The following is a 20713-nucleotide window of genomic DNA, read 5'->3' on the forward strand; positions in this document are numbered from 1 at the left end:
CACCATAATTATGCATAAAATTTATGCTTGATTATAACCCGTTAATAACGAACAACAATTGTATTTGTTGGCGTCGCTGGATATACTCCTGCTTGTCGTCGAGCGCTTGTTAACATGAATAATTAAATCAACAATTTGTTTACAAAATGCTAACAATCCGGGCGGTAGGACACATGTATCTTTAAGCGATTGGTAAGGTGCAACACATTACCAAACAATGACTAGACAACCTACGGGTAAAACAGGCATCAAAACGTGAAAAAGCAGAGACCAGTTAATTTACAATTAAACACAATCAGTTTTCCCCCTGCAGCTATAACTTCTATCCTTCATCGCATTACCGGCGTCGCAATGTTTTTTGCGTTACTGTTTGTGATTTGGGCGTGGGCGGAATCTGTATCTTCTCCTGATGGCTTCGCCTTCGTGCAAGAGCAAATGTCAGGCGTAATCGGTAAAATAATCGCTATCGGTACTATCTCAGCACTGACGTATCACATTCTTGGCGGACTTCGTCACCTTGTAATGGACATGGGCCACTGGGAAGAACTTGAGTCAGGCAACAACAGCGCGAAAATCGTTATTGGCTTATGGATCGTACTGACTGTCGTTGTAGGAGTTTTATTATGCTAACTAACCAAGCGAGCTTTAAACGCGATGGTGTTCAAGATTACGTGACTGTACGTGCCACTGCGATCATTATGACTGTGTTTAGTCTATACATGGCGTGGTTTTTCCTTAGCACTGAGACTGTGACCTACGAAATTTGGCGTGGCTTATTTTCGTCATTAGGCATGAAGGTTTTCACGTTTGCAGCGTTAGTATCTGTCATGTTGCATATTAGAATCGGTTTTTGGCAAGTGCTAACTGATTACGTTAAATCAACAGGCCTTCGTGCTGTTGTACAATTTTTTATTAACCTAGTGGCGTTTGTATACGTTGCTGTAGGTTTGTTTGTTTTGTGGGGTCTATAAATGAGTATTCCAGTTCACGAGTTTGATGCGGTCGTTATTGGTGCCGGCGGCGCTGGCATGCGTGCAGCATTGCAAATTTCTGAGTCAGGTAAATCTTGTGCGTTATTGTCTAAAGTTTTCCCAACGCGCTCACATACAGTATCTGCTCAAGGTGGTATTACGGTAGCGCTGGGTAACTCCCACGAAGATAACTGGGAATGGCACATGTATGACACCGTTAAAGGGTCAGACTATATTGGCGACCAAGACGCCATTGAGTACATGTGTAAAACAGGCCCTGAAGCGATTATTGAAATGGAGAACATGGGCTTACCCTTCTCTCGTTTTGAAAATGGTAAAATCTACCAACGTCCGTTCGGTGGCCAATCACAAAACTTTGGTGGTGAGCAAGGCGCTCGTACCGCTGCAGCGGCTGACCGTACTGGTCACGCGCTATTACATTTGTTGTATCAACAAAACGTAAAAAATAAAACCAAAGTGTTTAGCGAATGGTATGCACTTGATTTAGTTAAAAACCAAGACGGTGACGTGGTTGGTTGTACCGCAATTGATATTGAAAGCGGTGAAGTCGTTTTCTTCAAATCTAAAGCGGTTGTGTTAGCAACAGGTGGAGCGGGGCGTATTTTCGCATCTACCACGAATGCGCACATTAATACTGGTGACGGCGTTGGGATGGCTATTCGCGCTGGCGTTCCTATGCAAGACATGGAAATGTGGCAGTTCCACCCAACTGGGATTGCTGGAGCCGGTACTTTGGTAACCGAAGGCTGTCGTGGTGAAGGTGGTTATCTTCTTAATAAAGACGGTGAACGCTTTATGGAACGTTATGCGCCAAATGCGAAAGATTTGGCAGGGCGTGACGTTGTAGCACGTTCTATGATGACGGAAATTCGTGAAGGTCGTGGTTGTGAAGGCCCTTGGGGTACGCATATTAAACTTAAGCTAGACCATTTAGGCAAGGACGTTCTTGAGTCACGTTTGCCTGGTATTCTTGAGCTATCTCGTACTTTTGCACACGTTGACCCAGTAAAAGAACCGATTCCGGTTATTCCTACTTGTCATTATATGATGGGTGGTATTCCAACTAATGTAGATGGTCAAGCGATTAGCATCGATGCACAAGGTAATGAAAAACCTATTAAAGGCTTATTTGCTTGTGGTGAAATTGCCTGTGTATCTGTACATGGTGCTAACCGTTTAGGCGGTAACTCATTACTAGATTTAGTGGTGTTTGGCCGTGCAACAGGTTTACACCTTGGCGAAGCAATTGATGGCATTGATGCTCGTGAAGCGTCAAGTGATGACGTTGATGCGGCTATGTCACGCTTTAACCGCTGGGAAAATTCCGAAGCGGGTAAAGGCGAAGATCCTGTACAAATCAAGAAAGACCTACAAAAATGCATGCAGCTTAACTTCTCAGTATTCCGTGAAGGTGATGCGATGGCTGAAGGTCTTAAAGAGCTGGGTGAAATTCGTGAACGTCTTAAATCAGCCCGTTTGGACGACAAGAGCAGTGATTTCAACACCGCGCGTATTGAGTGTCTTGAGTTAGACAACCTAATGGAAACAGCTTATAGCACAGCCGTAGCGGCTAACTTCCGTACTGAGAGCCGTGGTGCGCACAGTCGCTTCGATTTCCCTGACCGCGATGACGATAATTGGTTATGTCACTCTATTTACTTGCCTGAAGGGGACAAGATGTTGAAACGTGATGTAAACATGACACCTAAACTACGTGAAGCTTTCCCTCCGAAAGCTAGAACTTACTAAGAGGAGTTGACGATATGCAATTAACATTTTCTGTTTATCGCTATAATCCAGATGTAGACAATGCTCCTCGTATGCAAGACTACAAGCTAGAGGTTGAAGAAGGCCAAGACATGATGGTGCTTGATGCACTTATCGCGTTGAAAGAACAAGATCCGACTTTGTCATTCCGCCGCTCGTGCCGTGAAGGTGTGTGTGGTTCTGACGGGGTTAATATGAACGGTAAAAATGGTTTGGCGTGCATTACGCCTTTGTCTGCCCTTGGCAACAAAAAAATCGTTATTCGTCCATTACCAGGCTTACCTGTCGTGCGTGATTTAGTGGTTGATATGACACAGTTCTACACGCAATATGAGAAAATTAAGCCTTTCTTGATCAATGACAACAATCAGCCTCCTGCGCGTGAGTTTTTACAATCGCCTGAAGAGCGTGAAAAGCTAGACGGTTTATACGAGTGTATTTTATGTGCTTGTTGTTCAACGTCTTGCCCTTCGTTCTGGTGGAACCCTGATAAATTTATCGGCCCAGCGGGTTTGCTACATGCATATCGCTTCTTGGCTGATAGTCGAGATACCGCAACAGAGCAACGTTTAGGTGATCTTGATGATGCGTTTAGTGTGTTCCGTTGTCACGGGATCATGAACTGCGTTAGCGTATGTCCGAAAGGACTTAACCCCACTAAAGCAATCGGACATATCAAGTCCATGTTATTGCAGCGGGCTGTTTAGTTTTTAATTCTGTAAGTTAACGCTACAGAATGATAATGTCTAAATAGCCATCCCGAACAGGGTGGCTATTTTTTTAGTTTACAAACCGTAATTTAAGGTAAGCATCCGCAAACCTTTAAAAAGTCGTGTGCAGTAGCACATATAATTGTGAGTCTTAAAAAAATTCAAGGGACAACAATGCAACAAAGCGTGATGAAAGCATGGTGGGATTCTTCTCACATGGCTGGTGGCAACGCTGCTTATGTAGAAGAACTATACGAAGCATATCTTGAAGACGCGAAAAGCGTATCTGATGAATGGCGTGCTATTTTCGACAAATTACCCAAGGTGGAAGGCGCTGAGCTTGAAATTAAGCACAGTGAAATTCGAAACCAATTTCGAGCATTAGCTGCATTAGGTCCTGTTGCTCGAGCAGGAAACGTATCAAGTGGTACTTCTAATGCTAGCGATGAAAAGCAGGTAAAAGTGTTACAGCTTATTAATGCTTATCGTTTCCGCGGTCACCAACACGCCAATCTTGATCCTCTCGAACTTTGGAAACAACCCAGAGTACGTGATCTAGAATTGTCTCATCACTCGTTGTCAGAACAAGATTTCGATACAGTATTTAATGTTGGTTCTTACGCCATAGGGCAAGACAGCATGAAGTTAGGTGATTTATTCAAATCACTTAATCGTACTTACTGTGGCTCAATCGGCACTGAGTACATGCACATCACTGACACAGAACAAAAGCGCTGGTTGCAAGACCGAATTGAGTCTGTACAGGCAAAGCCCGAAATACCGCGTGATGAAAAGGTGTCGATACTTAAAGGTCTGATTTCAGCCGATGGTATGGAGAAGTACCTAGGGGCTAAATTCCCAGGCGCTAAGCGTTTCTCTCTTGAAGGCGGCGATGCTCTTGTTCCTATGCTTAAAGGCTTGATTAGTCATGCAGGCGAGTGTGGAACGAAAGAAGTGGTTGTTGGTATGGCTCACCGAGGACGTATTAACGTTTTGGTAAACGTACTAGGCAAAAACCCCTCAGTTTTATTTGATGAATTTTCAGGTAAACATGACAATACGCTAGGCGCTGGCGATGTAAAATATCATGCGGGTTATTCGTCTGATTTCGCTACCCCAGGTGGTAACGTGCATTTAGCCTTAGCCTTTAACCCTTCACACCTTGAAATTGTGAACCCTGTTGTTATCGGCTCAGTACGCGCACGTCTAGATCGCAGAAATTGCGATGACGGTTCGGTCGTATTGCCTATCACCATTCATGGTGACTCAGCTATTGCTGGGCAAGGTGTCGTACAAGAGACATTTAACATGTCTCAGACCCGTGGCTTTAAAGTTGGCGGTACGGTACGTATCGTAATCAACAACCAAGTGGGTTTCACTACGTCAAATACTGAAGATACTCGTTCTACTCAGTACTGTACTGATATCGCGAAAATGGTCCAAGCGCCTATTTTCCACGTGAACTCAGATGATCCAGAAGCGGTTATGTTCGTCACAAAACTGGCGCTTGATTATCGCAACAAATTTAAACGCGATGTGGTGATTGATTTAGTTTGTTACCGTCGTCACGGTCACAATGAAGCTGATGAGCCAAGTGCGACTCAGCCATTGATGTACAAAAAGATTAAAAAGCATCCTGTGCCGCGTCAATTATATGCGGACCAACTGCTAGCTGAAGGCTCAATTGAGTCTCACGAAATCGACAAGCTTGTCTCAGATTATCGTGCAGCCCTTGATCACGGTGCGTGTGTGGTAGAAGAGTGGCGCCCGATGACTGAGCATTCAGTGGATTGGACCCCGTATCTAGGTCACGACTGGACTGCGCCGTATGATGGGCAAATCAGCGTCGAAAAATTGAAAGACTTAGGGGAAAAGCTATGTAGCTACCCAGAAGATCACAAATTACAATCTCGCGTTGCTAAGCTCTATCAAGATCGCCGGGCAATGGTGGCAGGCGAGAAGCCGCTTGATTGGGGGATGGCTGAAAACTTAGCCTATGCATCTATTGTTGACGCTGGCTCTAACATTCGTATGACCGGTCAAGATTCAGGCCGCGGAACCTTCTTCCATCGTCATGCTGTTCTGCATGGGCAAAATAGTGGTGAAGCGTATATGCCGTTAGCGCATCTACACGAAAATCAAGGCACTATGGAAATCTATGATTCCGTATTGTCAGAAGCGGCTGTACTGGCATTTGAATTTGGCTACGCCACCGCTGAGCCTGGTACGTTGACTATTTGGGAAGCGCAGTTTGGTGACTTTGCTAACGGTGCTCAAGTAGTGATTGACCAATTCCTTAGCTCAGGTGAAGCAAAGTGGGGTCGCCTATGTGGTCTTACTATGTTGTTACCACACGGTTATGAAGGACAAGGTCCTGAACACAGTTCAGCGCGCTTAGAGCGTTTCTTGCAAATGTGTGCCGATCACAACTGGCAAGTATGTGTACCATCAACACCTGCTCAAGTATTTAATATGCTTCGTCGTCAGGCTATTCGCCCTATGCGTAAGCCTCTGATTGTCATGTCACCTAAATCATTGCTTCGTCATCCATTGGCTGTGTCTTCACTTGAAGAACTCTCTAGTGGTGTTTTTAAGAACGTGATTGATGAAATCGACGAAATCGATGCAGCTAAAGTCAAACGTGTCGTGATGTGTTCAGGCAAAGTGTATTATGACTTGCTCGATCAACGTCGTAAGAGTGAGCAGGATGATATTGCCATTATTCGTATTGAGCAGTTGTATCCGTTCCCACACACTGAAATAGAACCTATCGTTAATAAGTTTAAACATGTTACGGATTGGGTTTGGTGTCAAGAAGAGCCACAGAATCAAGGGGCTTGGTATTGTAGCCAGCACCACTTCTGGTCAGCGATTCCCGATGGTGCCAAGCTAAGCTATGCGGGACGCAGTGCATCTGCATCACCTGCTGTAGGATATATCTCTGTTCACAACCAACAGCAAAAAGACTTGGTTGATGATGCATTAACAATTAAATAAGGATCCAGTATGTCAATAGATATTAAAGTACCGGTATTGCCAGAATCTGTGGCCGATGCATCCATTGCCACGTGGCACGTGAAAGTTGGTGAACAGGTGACTCGCGATCAAAACTTGGTCGATATTGAAACCGATAAAGTGGTACTTGAAGTGGTTGCTCCAGCAGATGGCGTATTAAGCGACATTCTGGATGAAGAAGGTGCGACCGTATTAGGCGAGCAAGTGATTGCTAAATTTGAAGAAGGGGCGGGTGCACAAAAAGCGCAAGAGCAAAGTGCACCAGCTACAGAGAAAACATCCAGTAATAAAGGTGAGTCAGTGGAGATTAAAGTACCTGTGCTGCCCGAATCAGTGGCAGATGCAACCGTGGCAACATGGCATGTTCAACCAGGCGAAGCCGTTTCGCGTGATCAAAACTTGGTTGATATTGAAACCGATAAAGTGGTGCTAGAAGTGGTTGCGCCCGCCGATGGCACCTTGAGCGAAATTCTTGCTCAAGAAGGCGAAACGGTTATGGGTGAGCAAGTTATCGCTAACTTCTCAGCTGGTGCAGCACCTGCCAAAGCAGATGCACCTGCACAGGCGAGCAGTGATGATGATAGCAGCGAAGCTGAAAACGATGCGCTTAGTCCTTCTGTACGTCGTTTACTTGCTGAAAAGGGCATTGATGCAGCCAACATTAAAGGCACAGGCAAAGGTGGTCGCATTACTAAAGAAGACGTTGAAAAGTCTCTTTCTGCGCCAAGTAAAGCCGCGGCACCAGCAAAAGACGCACCTGCTGCTCCTTCATTAGCGGGTGAACGAAGCGAAAAACGTGTGCCTATGACACGTTTGCGTAAGACCATTGCAAGTCGCTTACTTGAAGCGAAGAATTCAACGGCAATGCTAACCACTTTCAACGAAGTGAACATGAAGCCTATCATGGACCTTCGTAAACAATACCAAGAGTCGTTCGAGAAGCGTCATGGTATTCGTCTAGGTTTCATGTCGTTCTACGTCAAAGCCGTAACCGAAGCGCTTAAGCGTTTCCCTGAGGTGAATGCATCTCTTGACGGTGATGATATTTGCTACCACAACTACTTCGATGTATCGATTGCGGTTTCTACTCCTCGTGGTCTTGTTACCCCTGTATTGCGTGATTGCGATACCTTGGGAATGGCTGGCATTGAAGGCGGCATTAAAGAGCTTGCACTTAAAGGCCGTGACGGTAAATTGTCAATGGCGGACATGCAAGGTGGTAACTTTACCATCACTAACGGTGGTGTATTTGGTTCATTGCTTTCAACGCCAATTATCAACCCACCACAGAGTGCTATCTTGGGAATGCATAAAATCCAAGATCGTCCTATGGCGGTTAATGGCAAAGTGGAAATTTTGCCTATGATGTATTTAGCACTTTCTTATGATCATAGAATCATCGATGGTAAAGAGTCGGTTGGTTTCTTGGTTACGATCAAAGAAATGCTAGAAGATCCAACGCGTCTGCTACTGGATGTTTAATCGGATCTAAGCGGGTAGGTCATTGATTTACCCGTTTCTTGCCGTTGTTGTTTCTATAATATCGGCTAACAAAATCAAGCTGCCAAGCGCGGCTTTTTTCTTAAACAAAACGGATAGAAAACCATGAATTTGCATGAATATCAGGGTAAACAATTATTCGCTGAATACGGTTTACCTGTATCTGAAGGATATGCTGCGGAAACTCCGCAGGCTGCAGTTGAAGCAGCAGATCGTATTGGCGGTACTGAATGGGTTGTGAAATGTCAGGTTCACGCTGGTGGTCGCGGTAAAGCAGGCGGTGTTAAGCTTGTTAAGAACAAAGATGACATCAAGGCATTTGCACAAAAGTGGCTTGGTCAAAACTTAGTGACTTATCAGACAGATGAAGCTGGGCAACCAGTAAGCAAAATCTTGGTTGAAAGCTGTACAGATATTGCTCAAGAATTGTACCTAGGTGCAGTTGTTGATCGTGCTTCTCGTCGCGTTGTTTTCATGGCATCTACCGAAGGTGGTGTTGAAATTGAAACCGTTGCAGAAGAGACACCTGAAAAAATTCTTAAGGCTGAGATCGACCCGCTAGTCGGTGCTCAACCTTACCAAGCACGTGAAATCGCGTTCAAGCTTGGCCTTAAAGGCGTTCAAATCAAACAGTTCACGCAAATCTTCATGGGTTTGGCGAAATTGTTCGAAGAAAAAGACATTGCACTTATCGAAGTTAACCCGCTTGTTATTAAAGATGACGGTAACCTTCATTGTCTTGATGCTAAAGTCGCCATGGACAGCAACGCTGCCTACCGTCAGCCTAAGCTTCAAGAAATGCACGATCCTTCACAGGAAGATGCACGTGAAGCGCAAGCAGCTAAGTGGGAACTTAACTACGTAGCACTTGATGGCAACATCGGTTGTATGGTTAACGGTGCAGGCCTAGCGATGGGTACTATGGATATCGTTAATTTGCACGGTGGCTCACCCGCTAACTTCCTAGACGTAGGTGGCGGTGCAACTAAAGAGCGTGTTGCTGAAGCATTCAAAATTATCCTTTCTGACTCAAATGTTGCCGCTGTGTTGGTAAACATTTTTGGTGGTATCGTACGTTGTGACATGATCGCTGAAGGTATTATCGGTGCGGTTAAAGAAGTCGGTGTAACTATCCCTGTTGTTGTACGTTTAGAAGGTACCAACGCAGAGCTTGGCCGTGAAGTATTGGCTAACTCAGGTTTAGATATCATCGCTGCTTCTAGTTTAACGGATGCTGCAAAACAAGTTGTTAAAGCTGCCGGAGGTGCTGCATGAGCGTACTAATCGACAAAAACACCAAGGTAATCTGTCAAGGTTTCACTGGTGGACAAGGTACTTTCCACTCAGAACAAGCTATCGAATACGGTACGCAAATGGTTGGTGGTGTTACGCCTGGTAAAGGCGGTACCACTCATCTTGGTTTGCCCGTTTTCAATACAGTTCGTGAAGCGGTGCAAGAAACTGGCGCTACTGCGACAGTTATCTATGTGCCTGCACCTTTCTGTAAAGACTCTATCGTTGAAGCAGCTGATGCTGGTATTGAATTGATCGTTTGTATCACTGAAGGTATTCCTACGCTAGATATGCTTTACGTTAAAGAATACGTAAATCGTAAAGGCGTGCGTATGATTGGTCCTAACTGCCCAGGTGTTATCACCCCAGGCGAATGTAAGATTGGTATCATGCCAGGTCACATTCATAAGCCAGGTAAAGTGGGTATCGTATCTCGTTCGGGTACTTTGACCTATGAAGCGGTTAAGCAAACGACTGACGAAGGTTTCGGCCAGTCTACTTGTGTTGGCATCGGTGGTGACCCTATCCCAGGCTCTAACTTCATCGACATCCTACAGATGTTCCAAGACGATCCTAAGACTGAAGCAATCGTAATGATTGGTGAAATCGGTGGAACGGCTGAAGAAGAAGCTGCGGCTTTCATCAAAGCTAACATCACTAAACCTGTTGTTTCTTACATTGCTGGTGTAACTGCACCTGCTGGTAAGCGCATGGGTCATGCTGGTGCGATTATCTCTGGTGGTAAAGGTACTGCTGACGATAAGTTTAAAGCACTTGAAGATGCAGGCGTTAAGACTGTTCGTTCATTGGCTGAAATTGGTCAAGGTCTTCGTGAAATTACCGGTTGGTAAGTTCGCTTAGTACTGATAAAAACCCGCTCTTGTAGCGGGTTTTTTTATGGGCTAACTAAATAATTTAGTTATTTCCTAGTGTTGCCATGTGCTCATCTAATCCTGGGATAAATTCAGCTCCATGAATTATCTCTATGCTTGAGTCCCTGAAATCATCACCTATGGGCTCTATTCGCCCTCCTAGACACGACCCCAAAAACGCTTCGGCAACGGCAAAAAATGAAAGATTATTTTCAGGTTTGTTAAATCCGTGGCCTTCATCGGGGTAGAGCACGTAAGTCACCGGAATATCGCGGCTCTTCATTGCTTCAACGATTTGGTCAGATTCAGCTTGTTTTACGCGCGGGTCGTTAGCACCTTGCCCTATGAGTAACGGCTTAATGATTTTGTCCACATGTGTAATAGGCGAGCGTGCTTTAAGCAGCGCTAAACCTTCATCCGTAGTAGGGTTGCCTAGTGCCTCGTAGAGTATCTGACGAAAACTCTCCCAGTAAGGGGGGATTGATTCCATAAAGGTCACTAAGCTTGAAGGGCCTACAATATCGACTCCACACGCAAACGCTTCTGGGGTAAAGGTGAGCCCGGTAAGAGTAGCGTAGCCACCGTAACTGCCTCCCATTATGGCGACTTGATCATCCCTGGTAATACCTTGTTCTACCGCCCATTCTTTTGCATCAATTAAGTCATTGTGCATCGCGCCTGCCCACTCTTTGTTTCCTGCGTTAAAAAACGTTTTACCAAAGCCTGTAGAAGCGCGAAAGTTAACTTGCAGTACGCTATACCCTCGGTTTGTTAGCCACTGAGTGATTGAATTAAAGCCAAATTCGTCCCTCGCCCAAGGGCCACCGTGAACTAATAATACGAGTGGGGAAGACTGCTCGGGTTTGCCGTCTTGGTTCGGATCTGACGCCAAGGGCAAAGACAGGTAACTCACTAAATCTAGATTATCCCGGGAGGGAATCACCACCCCGTGCATAGTGGAAAGAGGGAGGTTATTTATTTCTGGTCGGGTAATAAATAAGTCAGTTAATTCACCGCTTGTGGTATCAAATACTTTATAAATAGGTGATTGATTACTTTGGTCAGTAAATACTGTCCAAAGCGAATTATCTAATGTTTGCGCTAAAACTTGTGATCCACCATTCAATTGGTTGTTCAACTGTTTAATCGGGGTAATGAAAGCGTCATCGATGGGGTGCCACACAGGCCGAATGAAGTTTAGTGCATAGGCTAGGGGCACATGGCTACGGGGATGTAAAAGTACATTGGTAACATCTACTTTATCATCACTAGCGATAACGGTGGGCGTCATTTCTCCTATAGGCAAGTATACAAGTGCGGCCGTGTTTCGCTCCCGCGTATCGATCATGTATATGCCCTGATTCTGTTTGTCGAAGCCAAGAATATTGAACGCTTGTGAATCTGCAAAGGGCACTTTAAACCACAAGTGCCATTCATTATTCGCTTTAGTGAAAACATGGCTCGATCCATCATCAGCAGTCTTAACCGCAAGTCGTATTTTTAAGTTATTATCTAATTCGTAGTAAGCGTAGCCATCGTTTTGTTCAAGTAAGGTGCGTTCTCCGGTGGCTACGTTAACTTGATACATGTCGTGCCATTTTGCGTCGCGATCATTCATACCCACAATAATCGTTCCCGGGTGGGCCTCACTCTGGTGCATTTGGTCAGCTTGCATCCCTTCATATGGCGTTAGGTCTTGTATTTCACCACTACCGACATCTACACGATGTAAATGCCAGTTTTCATCGCCATTTTTGTCTTGAGTGAAAAAAACATATTGGCTGTCTAATGACCAAAAGTGGGTGGGAATTCCGCGCCCAGTATCCTGTGTTATGGGTTTTGCACTGGCGAAATCGCCAATCTGACCAACCCAAAGGTTCATAACACCCGCTACCGGCGCTCTAAAACTCATGCTTTTGCCATCCGGGCTGATACGCCCTTGATAACGACTTGGGTTGCCGAATAAAACCTCTCTAGAGATGAGCACGGCCGGTGTTGTTTGTTGATTTAGTGAATTTGGTACTTGTTGGGTTGTTTGCGAACTGTGGGGTGCGCAACCGATTAACGTGAAAAACACGCTCAATGTAACAGCATAAAATAATGAATTTTTCATTTGATTCCCTTGCAGATAGCGTTTGATATGGGCCAATACCACTTGGCTAAACCTTTGTCCCTGAGTTGTCGGTTTTAATATAGTCAAACATACACAAATACTGCAAAGTTCTTTGAAAATGAACGCGTCAGCGATTCAAGTGGGGCAACTGAGATGCATATTTGGTGAAAGCTTGAGAGTGCTACACTTAGTTACGTGAGGACAGAGCCATGAAAGCTGCACTTACTCGCTTGTGAGTAAATGCAACAAGTTACTTCGTTATTTTGGGTTCACATTATGGGTAACATTGCTATCACTGGGGGAAACGCGCCAAATTATATTGCCTACATCATCCGCCACCAATAAATTACCACTCTTGTCGAATTCCACTCCTACTGGACGCCCTTTGGCCTCTTCCTCATCGTTCAAAAAGCCCGTTAAGATATCGATAGGTTTACCCGCAGGCTTGTTATTTTCAAAGGGAACAAAAATGACTTTATAGCCCGCTTTGGGTTCGCGGTTCCAAGAACCGTGTTGACCGATAAACATACCTTCGTTTATGTCAGATAATGCATGAGCACCTTCTGTGTACATCAAGCCTAAGGACGCTGTATGCGCACCTAGAGCATAGTCAGGTTTAATAGCCTGTTTTACTAACTCAGGTTCGCGCTGCTCCACGCGAGTATCAATATTTTGGCCATAGTAGCTATATGGCCAGCCGTAAAAGCCATTTTCTTGCACTGATGTCATGTAATCTGGTACTAAATCATTGCCTAGTTGGTCACGTTCATTTACTGCTGTCCAAAGGGTATCATTCACCCAAGTCATGCCCACAGGGTTGCGTAATCCTGAAGCAAAAACGCGGTGTTCACCCGTTACAATATCGATTTCCCAAATTGCTGCACGGCCGACTTCTGCATCAAAGCCGTTTTCAGCAATATTACTATTAGAGCCGATAGACGCATACAATTTGCTACCATCTTGATTGGCAATGAGATTCTTGGTCCAATGATGATTGATTTTCCCTCCGGGCAATTTAACTAACTCAGTGCCCTTAGCCGAAATTTCTGTTTGGCCTTGCTGGTAAGGAAAGCTGACTATTGCGTCCGTGTTTGCAACATATAAGGTGTTTTTCACTAGCGTCATACCAAAAGGAGAATGAAGACCTGATAAAAATGTCGTTTTAGTTTCGGCGACCCCGTCTTTGTCTGCGTCTCTTAATAATGTAATGCGGTCAGCGCTTGGCGCCTTTGCACCTGCTTGTGATTTTACTTTTTCGGTAATCCATTTTTTTATGCCCCCGTCACTGCCTTCATTTTTCGGTGCATTACTTTCAGCCACTAATACGTCGCCATTAGGTAAGGTGTAGAGCCATCTTGGGTGCTGCAAATTTGTAGCAAAGCGGTTCACCTGCATAGAACTTAGTGGTGTGGTTGGTTTTTCACCTTCAGACCAACCCACCGCATCGGCAATATTCACATTCGGGATTAACTCTTCGTCTGGCTCAACAAGTAAAGGATCGGCGCCAAAAGTTTTTGCGGGGTCTACCTCAGAATGTTCTGAGCATGCGCCTAAACCTAGGGTAGAAAGGGCTATAAATGCACAGTGTCTTGAACGAATTTTTATCATGGGAGCTCCTTGTGTAAAACGTAGAAAAGCACAAAGACGAGCTTTTTAGCCGGCGTTCGCTTTTTAACGATTTTGGTTATCACGAGTAATGATTTTATTTTAGCAAGTTACTAAGCAAGTTATTTGCCGTTTCGAAGAAGGAAGCCTTGTCGTTAAAATACAAGATTGTTAGGGGGCACAGCGACATTGATATTAGCGTTTCAGATTGGCTGTTCGGGCTTAAGAAAATTTTACGTGCCGTGAGAAATATTTACCGATTGATTGAAGGGTTAAACTAGCGTTTTAATTTAGTGCGTGGATAATGCTTCTTGAAAAATATGGTATTTTTTGACTAATGTGTCGTACGCTTGAGACGCCTGAAAATCGCTTAATGCCTGATTGAATTGCTCTTTTAGTTCAACATTTAAAAAGCCTACATGATAATGAGTAGGGGGAAATATATTGTGTATGTTAACCGATTGCCTATCTTCAATTGATTCGAGCGCAGAGTGAAGGTGGTTGAAAATATTTACGTCCATGACCAGCACCGAAATGCTGCCATTCAGTAGCATGCCCACTTGCCTGCGTTGATCAGGCAATTCTACGTATAAAGGCGCTTTTTTTATCGCATCTGCATATGCTTTGCCCAGAATTTGCGTAGCCGTTTGAAAGGATGCAACCGAGTGTTGGGCTAAATCGTTTGGGCGGTTAATCTTAAAATTTGACGATTGTAAACTGACTGCCACATTCTGATATTGAATATAACTATGGGTTAAATGAATGGATTGAGTAGCGGTATTTCCACTTAAGGTTAACGCAGCATCGACTTTAGTGTTTTTAAGCATACTTAGTGTCCGCCCATAGGGCACATACACAGGCGTGATTGAATAGCCCATACGTTTAAAAACATTTCGAGCCAGTTCAATTTCATACCCTGTGTCGTTTAAAGCAATTACGTATGGGGGCTTGCTCCAGCCAACGGCTATGGAAAGGTGTTTATTCGAATCGTTAGCCAGTGTTTTTACAAGAAACAGACTGGGTAACATTACTGCCCATAACACTAACCGTATCAATGGGCGGGCGGTGTTCATATTTGTCTCTCGGTTAGGCTATTGATGCAAAATACATAAGTATATTAGCGAACGCCTAAAAACGTTTATTATCAATCTAGTATATCTGCAGTAATGCATTTTACATTAGTCTAATTGGGATAATAAAACACTCACATTAGATTTGGCTTTGCATGTTCGGGCTGTTGGCTAGCAATCGCATACTGTGCAAACGGGCGTTTTGATCATGTATTGGAAATGAAAAAATAACCTCATCTACTTGGGTATTTTCAATGAATGTCTTTAACTGCTTATGCGCTGTCTCGGCTGAGCCAACAATTGCGTATTGTAAGGTGTGCGCAATCATCGACAACTCAGCAGGGCTACAAACGGTATGAATATCATCCACTGGCCGAGCGAATGGTTTATTGGCCCCTCTACGTAAGTTAGCAAATTGCTGTTGTAATGAGGTATATAAGTATCGTGCTTCCTCATCGGTATCAGCAATCACAGCCATCACCCCAGCCATGATGTAGGGCCGTTCTAACTGCGGGGAAGGTTGAAACTGCCTGCGATAAATATTTAGCGCGTCGAACAAAGCGTCAGGCGCAAAGTGAGAGGCGAACGAATAAGGCAAACCGAATTGTGCTGCTAGCTGTGCACTGTATAAGCTTGAACCCAGTAACCATAATGGAACGTGACTGTCACTGCCGGGGATAGCGAGAATTTTTTGTTCAGGCGTTGGGGTACCCAAATAGCTCTGTAAGGCACGAATATCGTTAGGGTAATCTTCTACGCCGGCTTGCATGTTACGCCTTAGCGCTTTTGCGGTTGCCATATCAGTTCCGGGCGCGCGGCCTAAACCTAAATCGACCCTGTCTGGAAAAAGCGCCGCGAGTGTACCAAATTGCTCGGCAATAATAAGGGGGGAGTGATTCGGTAACATCACTCCTCCAGAGCCTATTCGTATTCTATTCGTAGCAGCGCCGATATGCCCTAAAACAACGGCCGTCGCTGAGCTACCGACTCCGCGCATTCCGTGATGTTCGGCAAGCCAAATACGCTGGTATCCGAGCTGTTCTGCCTGAACTGCCATTTGTCGACTGTTTTCTAATGTTTGAGAAATAGATTGCCCTTGTGCTATCGGGGCTAAATCTAAAATGGAAAATGGCGTTGTGGGTGTCATTTAGTAATGTCCTTGAATGCGACGTATGAAAAACAGGTGGGGGTGCATTGAAATGAAAACAAGCACCCGTCAAAAATTGTCACTATTTACTGGGGGTATACGACTAGCGCATTCGCTTAACGAAAACAGCGCAGTTTAGCGCTAGCGTATCTAGACTTAGGGATTGTTAGGGGTAGGCTTTAAATATTCAGATAAATCATCCTCGGCGTGGATGATGTTTTGTTGACGGCCTCTGAATACTACACCGGTAAGTTGACCTTTAAGCGTTAGCGTATCGTTTTTTCGCACTAGGGCCGTGCCCTCTTTGATGCCTAAAACGGGTACGCTAGGGTTTAGTACACAAAATTCCTCAATTCGCTGGGCACGGGTTTCGCCATTGTGCCCAGGAGGTTGATAATCACTGTAATGTGGATTTAATTGAAACGGCACAAGTGCCAAAGCATCAAACGATGGTGGATAAATAATCGGCATGTCATTGGTAGTACAAATTGACGTGCCACAAATATTAGAACCTGCGCTCCAGCCAACATAGGGCAACCCTTGTTTCACACGTACTTGTATAGGATGAATAAGGTCATTTGAATATAGCTGATGCAGTAAATGAAAGGTGTTACCACCACCAACCATGATGGCGTCTGCTTGCTCAATTGCTGATTTAGGATCGTCAAATGATTCTATGCTAACAATATTGAGCTCGGGCAGGGCACGTTGCACTTTTTCGGTATAAGTCGGCCAATCAATCGTCACCCCAGCATACGGGATAAAGACAATGCGTTGGCACCCAGTGAGATGAGACCCGATCATTTCTTTAGCATGGGCTAAATAAGCTTCATCCCCTGCGCGCGAGCTGCTTAACATAAATAAATTCAAAAGGGGTCCTCGATATGCTGATTAAAACATTATGATACCAATTCAATTTTACAATTTCAGGCAATAAAAAAACCGGCATATTGAGCAACGCGTGTATTCACTCAATGTGCCGGTTTTGGTCAAGTTGCAGCAGTCAACCTAGCCATTAATTAGAAGCGTTTTTTCACCGTGATCCCATAAGTAGCAGGCTCCGCCATATAAGCATTTAATTTACCTTCTTGTAGCGGCGTGTTGAAGTTAGTACGGTTGATGTACTCTTCGTCTAACACATTTCGACCCCATAAAATTACGTCCATGTCGTAATCAGTGAAGTTCATAAACAAGCGCAAATTCATAATATTATAGGAGTCTTGCACCGCGTATGGGTCGTTACTGCCATCTAATATGATGTCGCCTGTATAGCTGTATTCACCTTGGATATACGCGTAGATGCTGTCGCCAATTTCGAAGTCTTTTTTGACACTCAACACTGCATAGTTCTCAGGTTCGCCACCTGGACGATCACCAGAGCGATCACAGAATCCGTCCGTTGGATTTACCCGACCTGGATCGTCTATCCCTGTATGCCAAGTGTAAGCTGTCCAGCAGTTTCCTGCTTCAAAGGTTTTATACTCTGCTTTGACTAACGCATAGCCAAAGTGCACTTCTACAGTGTCCATCGGTAACCAAGTGGCTTCTAATTCCATACCTGATATTTCATAGTCACCGGCGTTTTGTAAATTAAAACCATTTCCGGTAAAGGTGTTTGCTTGGAAGTCATCCACTGTGGTGTAGTGGGCAGCGGCATTTACCCGCAAGTCATGTTCGCGGAAGTCCTTTTTAATACCCAACTCGAAAGACTGAGAGGTCTCAGCATCAAATATTGGGTTAAAAGTGGCTGCAATGCGATCCGTGTTAGTGCCGCCTGATTTGTAGCCATTACCGTATGACGCATAGAGTAAGGTGTCTGTATCAGGTTGATAGCTAAGTTTTAACGTGCCACTGATTTGGTCATCACTTAAGCTCTCCTGAATATTGCTGCGCGGGCGCGTGGTGTCACCTAATAAAGGAAACGCCCAGCCAGCCTCTGTAAACCCTTGAAATGCACCTAAAGCAGCTTGTCCTTCAGCTGTAGTCAAATCAATTGCTCCAGCAGCAATTCCGCCTGCCACAGTTAAGGCTGACACTAAATCAACAGGTGTGTTACCTGCTAAACCATTAATGCCTGGACCTACTTCAGTGAAGACAGTGAGTAAATCTTTTTCTTCTTTGGTAAAACGTAAACCAGCGGTAAGAGTGAATTGGTCATTTAACTTATAATCAAACTGGCCGAACACCGCGTAACTTTTGTGCTCTTGTTCAGCCACATGATCGAAACCTGTTCCGGCAGGCGCCGCAGCTGCTCGGGGGGCGATTAGGCCGGCGCTAGCTAGACCATCAATACCTGCGAGTAAGCCGTTAAATGACCCTGGGGTCCCTGTTAAGCCATCTACCGTTTGGCCAAGTACACCAAGAGCAAAGCCTTCAAAGATATTGTCTGTGTACAGGCTGTAGTCTAAATCTAAATCTTGAGTGAAGTAATAAGCACCTAAAATGAAGTTTAAATCGTCGCTGGTGTAATCTAATCGAAATTCTTGGGAAAACGAGCTTTGCTCTGAATCGTTGCTGGTGCCAAACAAATCAGCATCAGTGAAGTCACTGTCGATGTTGTCGTAGGAATCAAATGAACGAAAAGCAGAAATAGATACAAACGTATAGTTGTCGTCTAACTCCCAATCTAATTCGGCTGAAATACCCCGGTCTTTCATTGTGGCAACAGGCAAAAATGACACGGCGACTTCTCTGTCATAAAAAGCATTACCGCCTTCAAACACTGTGCCACCTAATGTTGGTAGAATGGCATCTGTGCCAAACTTCCCCGGGATTTCATTGGCTTGAAAGTTACTTAACTGTACGGGTGCACCACAGCAAATTTCGTCAATTTCTGCGTAATCTGCAATGACGCGAACTGAAACATCTTCACTTGGGGTATAAAGTGCCTGTATGCGACCTCCGAACCTATCGCGATCATTTAGTACGTCTTCACCGAAGTTAACATCGCTAATTGTGCCGTCGCGGTTACTTGAAAAACCAGTGACGCGAAATGCTAACACGTCGTCAATAGCAGAGATTGACATCGCACCTGATAAGTTAACTAAACCATAATTACCCACCGTTGCTTCAACAAACCCATCTCCGCCACCATGACTCGGTGCGACCGTAGATAATAAAATTGCTCCTGAGGGGGTATTTTTACCAAATAGGGTGCCTTGAGGACCGCGCAAAACTTCAACTGCTGCTATATCCACCAAGTTATTGATCATGGAGTTTTGACGAGCACGATAAACACCGTCTACGTATAAACCCACTGACGACTCCAACCCGAAGTTTTGTGACGATGTACCTACACCACGAATAGAGAAGCTAGAATTTGTGGCACTTTGACTTTGAAAGGCACCTAAGCCAGGCACATTGGTTTGCAGATCGTACATATCTTTAATGACTGCTTCAGCCATAGCCTCACCTGTAAAGGCAGTGACTGCCACAGGCACTTCTTGAAGATTTTGTGCACGTTTTTGCGCGGTTACGGTTATCGTTTCTAGTCCTTTATCATCTGGTGTGGCGTCCTGGGCTGCAGATAAACCACTGTTTAGCGCAAGCGCTAAACCGATAACTGAGGCGATGGGAGTACGTTTTAAGCGATTCGGTAAAATTGGCATTTTATACTTCTCTCAATGTGTTAGCTCTTGATCCTCACGCCTTGTTATTTGAGTTTTGTGCGATGAGGAATGACGATATCCAACACATTGCGAATTAAGCAACTAGTCAGATGAGCATAAGAGTGCAAGTTTTTTGAACTAAAGTAAATAATACGTTAGTTAAATGTTAATGCTGGTTTTTCAATCCAAAATATCAACCAGTTGCCTTGAGCTCCTTATCTTTGCTGCTTTTACGGCTAAGCATAAAGTAGATCAATACAAAACCATTAAAAGAATCAATTAAACTAATAATAGCTTTGTCTCTACTATCATTTCACTTATAAATTGAGGTGGTGCGATGTCAGAGTTTTATATTGTTCGTCATGGTCAAGCGTCTTTCGGCGCAGCGAATTACGATAAACTGAGTAAGTTAGGCCATCAGCAGTCTGTATGGTTAGGTGAGTACTTCGCGCAACGAAACATGACGTTCGGTCAACTGTGGTTAGGTGAAATGGTGCGCCACCAAGAAACAGCAGCGGGGATCTGTAAGGGGTTGAACACGGATATTGCCAATGTGACCCACACTGGCTTAAATGAGTTCGACTTTCAGAATATTGCGGCCGCTTATTTGGCCCTGCATCCAAAAGACGTGGTACAAAAAGGCGCGCCACCAGCCGAGTATTACCGCTTACTTAAGAAAGCCATGGGGGCATGGTCAAGTGAGCAGCTTGAACCGAGCATGTTAAATGAGACATGGGCTGAATTTCGCCAACGTGTGCTTGACGTTTTAAATGCCATGCGCCAGCAGAGTCACCAAAAACCTATTCTCCTCGTCAGTTCTGGCGGCGCTATTTCTATGCTAATGAGTCTGGTGCTTGAGCTTGAAGCTAAGCATGTTATTGAACTCAATATGCAAGTACGCAATGCCAGTTACAGTCAGTTTTTCTTTAACCGCGATGCGGTGCGGTTAAGCAGCTTCAATAATGTACCTCATCTCGATATCCCCGAGCGTGTGGGTGCCGTCACGTTTAGTTAAATGGAA

Annotated in this window: 15 protein-coding genes; 9 read left to right on the forward strand and 6 right to left on the reverse strand. The window is 44.6% G+C overall.

Annotated elements, in window-relative coordinates; genetic code table 11:
* Positions 1 to 255 precede the first annotated feature (255 nt).
* The 8 genes from sdhC (at position 256) to sucD (ending at position 10128) form a co-directional block, all read left to right on the forward strand.
* Entirely contained in the window at positions 256 to 630 is a 375-nt protein-coding gene (gene sdhC / locus FX988_RS00395; protein WP_013753529.1) for a succinate dehydrogenase, cytochrome b556 subunit, read from the forward strand.
* Positions 624 to 971 carry a succinate dehydrogenase, hydrophobic membrane anchor protein gene (gene sdhD, locus FX988_RS00400; protein ID WP_007991512.1) on the forward strand — a complete coding sequence of 116 codons (348 nt, stop codon included), beginning with the start codon at positions 624 to 626 and terminating at the stop codon, positions 969 to 971. Before sdhC ends, sdhD begins: the two co-directional genes overlap by 7 nt.
* Positions 972 to 2741 (forward strand): succinate dehydrogenase flavoprotein subunit, encoded by a 1770-nt coding sequence (gene sdhA, locus FX988_RS00405; protein WP_160177822.1) that lies wholly within the window; start codon positions 972 to 974, stop codon positions 2739 to 2741.
* A 14-nt stretch (positions 2742 to 2755) separates the two neighbouring features.
* Positions 2756 to 3466 (forward strand): succinate dehydrogenase iron-sulfur subunit, encoded by a 711-nt coding sequence (locus FX988_RS00410; protein ID WP_007991508.1) that lies wholly within the window; start codon positions 2756 to 2758, stop codon positions 3464 to 3466.
* Between the two features lie 177 nt (positions 3467 to 3643).
* A complete protein-coding gene (locus tag FX988_RS00415; RefSeq protein WP_160177823.1) occupies positions 3644 to 6466 on the forward strand; it encodes a 2-oxoglutarate dehydrogenase E1 component in 2823 nt (940 codons plus the stop codon).
* Positions 6467 to 6475: 9 nt separating this feature from the next.
* Positions 6476 to 7966, forward strand: coding sequence for a 2-oxoglutarate dehydrogenase complex dihydrolipoyllysine-residue succinyltransferase (gene odhB, locus FX988_RS00420; protein WP_160177824.1), 1491 nt, complete (start codon positions 6476 to 6478; stop codon positions 7964 to 7966).
* 123 nt (positions 7967 to 8089) lie between these two features.
* Positions 8090 to 9259 (forward strand): ADP-forming succinate--CoA ligase subunit beta, encoded by a 1170-nt coding sequence (gene sucC, locus FX988_RS00425; protein WP_160177825.1) that lies wholly within the window; start codon positions 8090 to 8092, stop codon positions 9257 to 9259.
* Positions 9256 to 10128 (forward strand): succinate--CoA ligase subunit alpha, encoded by an 873-nt coding sequence (gene sucD / locus FX988_RS00430; protein WP_160177826.1) that lies wholly within the window; start codon positions 9256 to 9258, stop codon positions 10126 to 10128. The genes sucC and sucD overlap by 4 nt, the downstream gene beginning before the upstream one ends.
* Before the next feature lie 64 nt (positions 10129 to 10192).
* On the opposite strand, the gene FX988_RS00435 is transcribed toward sucD, so the two are convergent.
* The 6 genes from FX988_RS00435 to FX988_RS00460 form a co-directional block, all read right to left on the reverse strand.
* Entirely contained in the window at positions 10193 to 12262 is a 2070-nt protein-coding gene (locus FX988_RS00435; protein ID WP_160177827.1) for a S9 family peptidase, read from the reverse strand.
* Positions 12263 to 12520: 258 nt separating this feature from the next.
* Positions 12521 to 13870, reverse strand: coding sequence for a PQQ-dependent sugar dehydrogenase (locus FX988_RS00440; protein WP_160177828.1), 1350 nt, complete (start codon positions 13868 to 13870; stop codon positions 12521 to 12523).
* 287 nt (positions 13871 to 14157) lie between these two features.
* On the reverse strand, positions 14158 to 14940 hold the full coding sequence (locus FX988_RS00445; protein ID WP_160177829.1) for a substrate-binding periplasmic protein: 783 nt from the start codon (positions 14938 to 14940) through the stop codon (positions 14158 to 14160).
* Between the two features lie 136 nt (positions 14941 to 15076).
* Positions 15077 to 16084, reverse strand: a complete 1008-nt coding sequence (locus tag FX988_RS00450; RefSeq protein WP_160177830.1) for an LLM class flavin-dependent oxidoreductase — start codon at positions 16082 to 16084, stop codon at positions 15077 to 15079.
* 156 nt (positions 16085 to 16240) lie between these two features.
* Entirely contained in the window at positions 16241 to 16954 is a 714-nt protein-coding gene (pepE, locus tag FX988_RS00455) for a dipeptidase PepE (RefSeq protein WP_160177831.1), read from the reverse strand.
* 149 nt (positions 16955 to 17103) lie between these two features.
* Positions 17104 to 19692 (reverse strand): TonB-dependent receptor, encoded by a 2589-nt coding sequence (locus FX988_RS00460; protein WP_160177832.1) that lies wholly within the window; start codon positions 19690 to 19692, stop codon positions 17104 to 17106.
* Between the two features lie 337 nt (positions 19693 to 20029).
* Between FX988_RS00460 and FX988_RS00465 the strand changes: the two genes are divergently transcribed.
* Positions 20030 to 20707, forward strand: a complete 678-nt coding sequence (locus tag FX988_RS00465) for a histidine phosphatase family protein (RefSeq protein WP_160177833.1) — start codon at positions 20030 to 20032, stop codon at positions 20705 to 20707.
* The last annotated feature ends 6 nt before the right edge of the window (positions 20708 to 20713 follow it).

Origin of the sequence: Paraglaciecola mesophila (genome assembly GCF_009906955.1) — a bacterium.
Classification (GTDB): domain Bacteria; phylum Pseudomonadota; class Gammaproteobacteria; order Enterobacterales; family Alteromonadaceae; genus Paraglaciecola; species Paraglaciecola mesophila_A.

Coding starts and splice junctions, on each gene's coding strand:
- sdhD (WP_007991512.1), top strand. CDS start 624: ATGCTAACTAACCAAGCGAGCTTTAAACGCGATGGTGTTCAAGATTAC.
- FX988_RS00465 (WP_160177833.1), top strand. CDS start 20,030: ATGTCAGAGTTTTATATTGTTCGTCATGGTCAAGCGTCTTTCGGCGCA.
- FX988_RS00450 (WP_160177830.1), bottom strand. CDS start 16,084: ATGACACCCACAACGCCATTTTCCATTTTAGATTTAGCCCCGATAGCA.
- FX988_RS00440 (WP_160177828.1), bottom strand. CDS start 13,870: ATGATAAAAATTCGTTCAAGACACTGTGCATTTATAGCCCTTTCTACC.
- FX988_RS00415 (WP_160177823.1), top strand. CDS start 3,644: ATGCAACAAAGCGTGATGAAAGCATGGTGGGATTCTTCTCACATGGCT.
- FX988_RS00460 (WP_160177832.1), bottom strand. CDS start 19,692: ATGCCAATTTTACCGAATCGCTTAAAACGTACTCCCATCGCCTCAGTT.
- sucC (WP_160177825.1), top strand. CDS start 8,090: ATGAATTTGCATGAATATCAGGGTAAACAATTATTCGCTGAATACGGT.
- odhB (WP_160177824.1), top strand. CDS start 6,476: ATGTCAATAGATATTAAAGTACCGGTATTGCCAGAATCTGTGGCCGAT.
- sdhA (WP_160177822.1), top strand. CDS start 972: ATGAGTATTCCAGTTCACGAGTTTGATGCGGTCGTTATTGGTGCCGGC.
- sucD (WP_160177826.1), top strand. CDS start 9,256: ATGAGCGTACTAATCGACAAAAACACCAAGGTAATCTGTCAAGGTTTC.
- FX988_RS00445 (WP_160177829.1), bottom strand. CDS start 14,940: ATGAACACCGCCCGCCCATTGATACGGTTAGTGTTATGGGCAGTAATG.
- FX988_RS00410 (WP_007991508.1), top strand. CDS start 2,756: ATGCAATTAACATTTTCTGTTTATCGCTATAATCCAGATGTAGACAAT.
- FX988_RS00435 (WP_160177827.1), bottom strand. CDS start 12,262: ATGAAAAATTCATTATTTTATGCTGTTACATTGAGCGTGTTTTTCACG.